Origin of the sequence: Helicobacter suis (assembly GCF_902196125.1) — a bacterium.
Taxonomy (GTDB): domain Bacteria; phylum Campylobacterota; class Campylobacteria; order Campylobacterales; family Helicobacteraceae; genus Helicobacter; species Helicobacter suis_B.
The window spans coordinates 80160-86703 of the sequence record NZ_CABIKG010000009.1; the positions used below are offsets into that span (position 1 = coordinate 80160).

A 6544-nucleotide genomic window follows, 5' to 3' on the forward strand; every position below is an offset into this window, starting at 1 on the left:
TATGCTAAAGCCTACCCCTTTACTACTTTATCCAATCTAACTATATTGTCCCCAACAATTTATAAAAGGTCTAGCTATGGCTTTATTTAAGGCAGTGTTACAACGGCTTCACTCAACCCCCATTGTCAACAAAGGCTCTAAATCTGAAGCGGGAATATTGGGTGAGTTTAAAGTTTATAATGTAGCAGGTGATGAGTTGCTAAGTCTTTATAGCATGGAGAATTTCGGAATTCCTACAGATGAGGCTAACCTAGATAAGCCAATTATCCCACGCCTATATAACCTACAATGGGCTAATAGCTCTGTTTGCGTCCCACCGCTATACCGCAAGGCGCATAAATTAGGGCTTAATAAAGCTATTTGGTTACATGATCCAAATAACCCTAAATTTGCACACCGCCGCATTATGATTCACATAGGCAACGATGCGATCGATACACTAGGCTGTATTTTGCTAGGCACGGGGTATAATGCACAATCTGGTAAGATCACTAATTCTACTAAGGCCGTTGAGCAATTTTATAACTTCTGTGATCTACATGGCATTAATAATATTGTTTTAGAAGTGAGGGGTTTAAAACTTGATGTTGAAGTCTAATATTTTTAAAATGCTCTCAATCGGTGTTATCGGTGTGGGTTTAACGCTTAGCATTGCCCAAAATATCCACTACTTCTTACTCTATAATACTAGCATTGAGGCCTTAACAGCCTGTGCAGTCCAACCTGATAGGTCTTTGGCTAACTACCCCGCTAGAGCCGATCTAATCAATGCCCTTAGCAATCACCCCAACACCAATACCATTGCATCTAAGGTGCTAAATGATTTGATCAAGCAAGCTAAGGCCTATGGCATTACTAAAACCATGTTAATAGAAGAACTCACTAAAAAGCTTGATTAGTGGACTATATCGCTAGTGTGCTAAAACTCCAACAATATGCCGAATTGTTACCCATTGGGCTAATTGGCATTGTTGCAGGAACTCTAAATTACTTCTCTTCTAACAACAAAGGCCTTAAACATGCCGCTAAGTTTGCCTGTGTGAGTGGCTTTATTTCTCTATGTGTTTTTAGTATGCTTAGCGCAACTGATCTTCCCTACATGGCTAAGGTAGGTATTAGCGCAAGTGTGGGTTACTTTGGGATTGATAAGGCTATTGACATCGTCAAAAATATTTTTAGTATCCGCAAGTAGCTATGATCAAACAATCTTTTAAAATCCATTCTAAGCCCCGCGTTAACCAATCACCATATATATATACAGTCTCAAGCCTCCTAGTGCATTCTACAAAACATAAAAGGGGTGAAGTTGTTGTTAACCATGTGCCCACTCAAGGGGCTAATATATTTGATAGCTTTAGCTTAGTATTGCTTAGTATAGTATACTCAACATACTTAAGCCTATTACTATCAAGTATACCCTTTAAAATTTATGCTCAATCCTTAAGGTTATTTTAGGTGCTCCCTTATCCTTTATTTGTCTTAGCTGTGTTGGTATTAGGTTTAGTTAGCTCCATAGGCGGGCTTATGCACTTATCTAAACAAAATGCCTTACTTAAGGAGCGGGTGTTACATGCGCTTGAACAAGTACAAGAACAAAACCGCCAAATTAAAGAGCTTGAGTTAAATACCAAGAACTACCTTGAGCAACAGCCCGCTAGCATAAAGGCTATACAAGAGCGCTACAACCACACTAAAGCTAGCCATGAGCTCCACACATGCGAACAACAACTCCGCCATGTGCAAAACCTCCTACAAATTTTTAAAAACGAAAAGCTTAACCCTTGATTAAACCTTGAAGTCTTGCCAATATAAAGCGGTATATAAATTATAAGGAGTAAAGAATGCCCACCCTAGAGGATAAGACTAAGGAGCTTGAGACACTCAAGAATGAAATTAGCCAAGCAGAGGCGAGTTTAGAAAGCGACTTTGCTAAGTATGCGGCTGAGAATATGGACGAGAAACTAGAACAATTGTTTTTTGATAATAAAGAACAATTTGTACAAGAGCTTTTAACTATGCAAAATCAGTTTTTAAAAGATAAGTTGGGCGATAAGGCTCAACGCGTGAGTGAGCTACACGAGGAGATTAGCACAGAACAAGGCAAGCAAGAGCTAGAAAACATCAAGGAACAATTTAAACAGGCACACCCAGATGTGGATTTAGAGGCCTTGATTAGCTTTTATAATGAGGATTTACCCCCCAAATACCGCGCGCAGTTAGATAGTTTAGAGGGTTTAGACTTCTTTGAACAACTCTACCAGTTATACCAGAGTTTTAGCAGTGGGGCGCAAAGTAGCGCAGAAGATCAAAGCGCTAATGATCAAGAACAAAACGCGCAGTTGCCCCAAAGGCTTAATGGCAAAGCTAGCGCTAGCCCAGATCAAGCCCCTAAAGAGCTTGTGATGAATAGATTTTAAGGAGATCAAACATGGCATTAAATTTAAACAACATCAATATCGCTAATTGGAAGAACGATCCAAATGTAAGCGTCAAAATTGCCGAGCAAATAGAATTAGCCAGTTGGAGTAAAAGCCCCTTTGAGCCTTTAACAGGGCGGGGCAGTGATAGAGGCGTTAGAACCTATCTAATTGAAGATGTACAGCCTTATAGACCACGCCTAAAAGCCCAGCTTAGCGGCAGTGGGGTTAGAGGCAATAGCGACTTTAATAGCAACTTTGATAACTTAGAAATTCTAAGCCAAACCATTTACCCGGAGGTGGTAGGTAATGCGATTAAGTCAGAGATTAAAGTATATAGCGCGCTAAAGCATATTGACTTTGTCAAAGAAGCTAGCGATAGTTTAACTGAATGGATACAGGCAAAGCGCGATCGGGCATTAGTGTGTGCTTTATCTAACGACTTTACTAATGCGGTAGTGTGTGATAAGACTGAAGGCTATAAAACCCCCCAGTTGCGCCAAAGTGTTAGAGATTTTAGCAAGACTCTAACTAAGGACGATACCATGAATTTAAAAGCCCTAAGACGCGCCATATTCCAAGCCCGCGCAGGGGTTAGGCATGATAATACCCAAGCCTTCCCCATTAAGCCTATTAGATCGGAAATGGTGAGCAATGGCGGTATTAGTGTGCAAAATTACAGCTACATTATCCTACTTGATAGCTACCAAGTCAACCAGCTTAAAGCCGATCGCGAATTCCAAGACTTACAAAAATACGCCGGAGTGAGGGGCGATAAAAACGCCCTATTTAGTGGCATTATGGGAGTGGTGGATAATTGCCCGATTCTAGATATGGGCGTTTGGACAAGTATGAATGTAGGGCTATTAAATTCAGAAGTAAGCGATGAGGAATTTAAAGCTAACATCAATTCGCAGAATGTAGACAAAATCACCCCTCCAAGTAGCTATGCTAAAGACATACCCATTAGTATGGGCGCATTGATCGGAGCTAGTGCTTTAGTGCTAGCGGGCAATAGCGCGATTAACTTTTATATCAATGAGAGCGAAGATGCAGGCAGAAAGACTATTTGTGGGGTAGATAGAATTTTAGCTATTAGCAAAGCGCGATTCCAAACGGCTAATAATGTGCCCAGTGTGTATAACAATAGTGACTTTAGCGTCATCGGGCTATTTAGTGCTAAGATTTAAGGAGGACAACATGAAACAAAAAGTTAAAAACATCAGTTATCTATGTGTAGTTAAATTTGCCCTAGATCAGGCTAATAAAGATTTAGCCTTTATTCCTAGTGGAGCGGAGGTAATTAGCCTTAATCTTGAAATTATAGAGCCACTAACCGCGTCAACCACTATTAACATAGGTTTAGAAAAAACGAACAACTACTTCTTAAACGACATTAAAGCCGATAAAAAGGGCTTTAATCAATCTAGCGTATTGCTTAGTGCTAGCACTAACCAGATTATCACCGCCACGATTAGCAACCCGGCTAAAGTAGTGGAAGTTAAAGAAGTGGAGGAAAAGGAGAGCAAAGAAAGCACAGAAACTAAGGGCAAGAACAAAACTACAGAAGTAAAACCAGTTGAGAGCAAAACCGGTTTAGCTTGCCTAAGAGTGCAATACTTCTTAAGAAGTGAAATAGATATTGAGATTTAACCCATGTATTTAGGTGGCAATAGTCTAAATATCAGTAATGCCCTACAAGGTGCAGGAGTGGGGCATAATTTTAGTAACTTTAGCACTAGTATTGGCGAAAAGTTAGGCGCTAATAGTTTAGGCAGTGGCCTTAGCAATAGTTTAAGCAGTGGTTTAAGTGGGATAGGGGGTTTAGCTAGTGCTGTAGGTATGGGAGCTCAAGGGCTAGGCGCAGCTTTAGGCATTGCTAATCTAGGCTTTGGCATTCACTCTACCATGCAACAAATGAAATTAGCCAAAGAATCTTTAAAGCTAGCGCGCCAGCAGTTTATGCAGGAGAATAAGCGCTATGAAGCTAGAGAGAATGAAAGAATCAACGCAAATAACCAAATCGCCAACACCGCTAGCGCTTATAACCTAAACCCACAAAACCCTATGAGTAGAGAATGAGACTAGTAGAATTTAACGCAGTAGGCGCAGTTAGTCTACTAAGTAGATATGGCTGTATCAAATTGCGCCTTAATGTAAATCACAGCGCGCTACTAGTGCCAAATGCACTATCTGAAAGCTATGTATTTGAACGCGAAGATAACCAAGTGATAAACTTTAGTGTATGTGAGGGGGAGGGAGTGCTTAACCCACTAGACTACCCTAAAGCTTATCACTTTTTAGAACTAGATGTATACGCCTTAGAAACCTACTTAATTAAAGGCATTATGCCAACTAGCCTTAGACAAAGAGAACTCATAAGTGCCTATAATGAAATTTATAACATCAACATTAAAAAGCACAACTACTATCTAGCCCCACCCTACTTTAAGCAAGTGGAGGAAAAATTATTATGTTAGCTGTAATAGAAATCATAGAGGCCATTAGAGCGCGCCTTAAAGATGATAATTACACCAACTTACGCTTTAGCGATATGGAGCTTTTAGACACACTCAACAGCGCTTTAGCCGCGTTGATCCTAGAGTTTAAGCTAAATAAACACCAAATCAGCCAGCAGATCAAAGATAACCAGCCTATTTACCTAGATAACCTACTAGGCATTGAATGCGCTTACTTCAACAATAACTTAATTGAATGCACCAGTGTGCCTACAGATCAATTAAGTTTAGTAGTGGATCAAAATAGCCTAAGTATAGCGCCCTTCACACAAGGCCATTTAAGATTAACCTACTATGCCCATGAGCCAATAAACAGCCTTGAGGATCACCTAAGAGTGCCAGCACTTGCTAAAAATGCTTTGATTTATGATTGTTTGGGCAAGTTATTAGAAATCCCTACCAATGAAAATAACCCAAATACTATCGCGCTTTATAAGCAATTACTTAAAGAGGCAAAGAACACACTAACACTACACCTAAATAACCTATATGGCAGAAACTATTACTTTAGCAAGGTAGTAAGAGTATGAATATCAACCGCTTTATTAGAAACTTCTTAGATTTAAGAGAGGCACTAGGCACGCAAAATTGCAGCAGCAAAGAACTTAATAGTCTTTGCATGCAGGGCGCTTTAGAATTTGAAAAACTCTACTTGCAGGAGAGCCAGCAGGCAATAGCAGAAGAACAAGTAAAAGCGCGTATTGAAATAGATTATCTAACCGCGCAGTATAACCTAGAGGCTACTAAGGCTAACACCCTAAATAACTTAATCCAGTGTGCTAGCATGATAAAGAGTTTGAAAGATAATGCCGCAATCAATCGGGCTAATGCCTATGTGAGTTTTTTACAAGTTGTGGGTAATGCTAATAATGGGGGAGCAATAGGTAATCACGCTAACAATGTAATTAACACCATAAATCTTATTGGAGTGGACACTAACACCGGATTATTAGAGGAATGCCTAAAGAATCTAACAAAAGAACTTGAAAACTTCAATAATCTAGTTGGAGCGGGTGAAACAATACAAGTTTTTAGCCAAAGTTTAGAGACTCTACCTAATCACCCGGTAAAGGTGTGGGGCTTTAGCACGCTTAAAGATAGCGTTGATAGCTTTAGTGTTGATGAAAAAGAGATCATACAGGGAAGTAGTATGTTATTTAGTGCAACTGAGCCTAAGACTTATACGATCACCTTTAATAGCACAAATGCCACTAACAGACTAAGCAAAAGCCTACAAATTACAATCAAAGCAGATAATCTAAAATCGTTGAAAGGATAATTCCATGCCAGAAGACACTAACTTAGATACAGAACAAGAAACAGATGTAGAAAGCGCAGAAAACCAAGAAATACAGCCAGTAATAAGCCTACCCACAACTCCCACATTTGAGCCAGATACTAGCGATATAGCTGACTTGATTAAGCCTAGTGCAATCCCTAGTGCAGATATTTATAAAGACTTTAGCACACAACTAGAAAAGGCACTTAACAATAATGATAATTGGAAAGAACAAGTCTATTTGTGCTTACAGGGCTTAAGCCGTTTACTCAGTGCCTTTATTAGCTTTAGAGAACTTCAAGATACTAGCCTTAAAGAACTCCCCAAAA

11 protein-coding genes and 1 pseudogene are annotated in these 6544 nt (G+C 39.6%); all 12 read left to right on the top strand.

Annotation, left to right across the window (positions count from 1 at the left end):
* Positions 1 to 76 precede the first annotated feature (76 nt).
* The gene (locus tag G6Q00_RS04790; protein WP_163532235.1) at positions 77 to 598 is read left to right on the top strand and encodes a DUF5675 family protein; all 522 of its coding nucleotides are present in this window, start codon (positions 77 to 79) and stop codon (positions 596 to 598) included.
* Positions 585 to 899, top strand: a complete 315-nt coding sequence (locus tag G6Q00_RS04795) for a hypothetical protein (RefSeq protein ID WP_163532236.1) — start codon at positions 585 to 587, stop codon at positions 897 to 899. The genes G6Q00_RS04790 and G6Q00_RS04795 overlap by 14 nt, the downstream gene beginning before the upstream one ends.
* Positions 899 to 1192, top strand: coding sequence for a phage holin family protein (locus G6Q00_RS04800; protein ID WP_163532237.1), 294 nt, complete (start codon positions 899 to 901; stop codon positions 1190 to 1192). Before G6Q00_RS04795 ends, G6Q00_RS04800 begins: the two co-directional genes overlap by 1 nt.
* A gap of 332 nt (positions 1193 to 1524) precedes the next feature.
* On the top strand, positions 1525 to 1785 hold the full coding sequence (locus G6Q00_RS04805) for a hypothetical protein (RefSeq protein ID WP_240330993.1): 261 nt from the start codon (positions 1525 to 1527) through the stop codon (positions 1783 to 1785).
* 56 nt (positions 1786 to 1841) lie between these two features.
* A complete protein-coding gene (locus tag G6Q00_RS04810) occupies positions 1842 to 2417 on the top strand; it encodes a Coiled-coil domain-containing protein (protein WP_163532239.1) in 576 nt (191 codons plus the stop codon).
* 11 nt (positions 2418 to 2428) lie between these two features.
* A complete protein-coding gene (locus tag G6Q00_RS04815; protein ID WP_163532240.1) occupies positions 2429 to 3607 on the top strand; it encodes a DUF4043 family protein in 1179 nt (392 codons plus the stop codon).
* Between the two features lie 10 nt (positions 3608 to 3617).
* Positions 3618 to 4070: a hypothetical protein gene (locus G6Q00_RS04820; protein WP_163532241.1), complete on the top strand. Its 453-nt coding sequence runs from the start codon at positions 3618 to 3620 to the stop codon at positions 4068 to 4070.
* 3 nt (positions 4071 to 4073) lie between these two features.
* A complete protein-coding gene (locus tag G6Q00_RS04825) occupies positions 4074 to 4499 on the top strand; it encodes a hypothetical protein (RefSeq protein WP_163532242.1) in 426 nt (141 codons plus the stop codon).
* Positions 4496 to 4897 (top strand): hypothetical protein, encoded by a 402-nt coding sequence (locus G6Q00_RS04830; protein ID WP_163532243.1) that lies wholly within the window; start codon positions 4496 to 4498, stop codon positions 4895 to 4897. The genes G6Q00_RS04825 and G6Q00_RS04830 overlap by 4 nt, the downstream gene beginning before the upstream one ends.
* Positions 4891 to 5466 carry a hypothetical protein gene (locus G6Q00_RS04835; RefSeq protein WP_163532244.1) on the top strand — a complete coding sequence of 192 codons (576 nt, stop codon included), beginning with the start codon at positions 4891 to 4893 and terminating at the stop codon, positions 5464 to 5466. The genes G6Q00_RS04830 and G6Q00_RS04835 overlap by 7 nt, the downstream gene beginning before the upstream one ends.
* Positions 5463 to 6215 (top strand): hypothetical protein, encoded by a 753-nt coding sequence (locus G6Q00_RS04840; RefSeq protein ID WP_163532245.1) that lies wholly within the window; start codon positions 5463 to 5465, stop codon positions 6213 to 6215. The genes G6Q00_RS04835 and G6Q00_RS04840 overlap by 4 nt, the downstream gene beginning before the upstream one ends.
* A 4-nt stretch (positions 6216 to 6219) precedes the next feature.
* Positions 6220 to 6544: pseudogene (locus G6Q00_RS04845) on the top strand (hypothetical protein); the annotation flags it as partial.

Excerpts from the sequence above, each read along its gene's own strand:
- G6Q00_RS04790 (WP_163532235.1), top strand. The coding sequence starts at position 77 with ATGGCTTTATTTAAGGCAGTGTTACAACGGCTTCACTCAACCCCCATT.
- G6Q00_RS04795 (WP_163532236.1), top strand. The coding sequence starts at position 585 with ATGTTGAAGTCTAATATTTTTAAAATGCTCTCAATCGGTGTTATCGGT.
- G6Q00_RS04805 (WP_240330993.1), top strand. The coding sequence starts at position 1,525 with ATGCACTTATCTAAACAAAATGCCTTACTTAAGGAGCGGGTGTTACAT.
- G6Q00_RS04810 (WP_163532239.1), top strand. The coding sequence starts at position 1,842 with ATGCCCACCCTAGAGGATAAGACTAAGGAGCTTGAGACACTCAAGAAT.
- G6Q00_RS04815 (WP_163532240.1), top strand. The coding sequence starts at position 2,429 with ATGGCATTAAATTTAAACAACATCAATATCGCTAATTGGAAGAACGAT.
- G6Q00_RS04820 (WP_163532241.1), top strand. The coding sequence starts at position 3,618 with ATGAAACAAAAAGTTAAAAACATCAGTTATCTATGTGTAGTTAAATTT.
- G6Q00_RS04825 (WP_163532242.1), top strand. The coding sequence starts at position 4,074 with ATGTATTTAGGTGGCAATAGTCTAAATATCAGTAATGCCCTACAAGGT.
- G6Q00_RS04830 (WP_163532243.1), top strand. The coding sequence starts at position 4,496 with ATGAGACTAGTAGAATTTAACGCAGTAGGCGCAGTTAGTCTACTAAGT.
- G6Q00_RS04835 (WP_163532244.1), top strand. The coding sequence starts at position 4,891 with ATGTTAGCTGTAATAGAAATCATAGAGGCCATTAGAGCGCGCCTTAAA.
- G6Q00_RS04840 (WP_163532245.1), top strand. The coding sequence starts at position 5,463 with ATGAATATCAACCGCTTTATTAGAAACTTCTTAGATTTAAGAGAGGCA.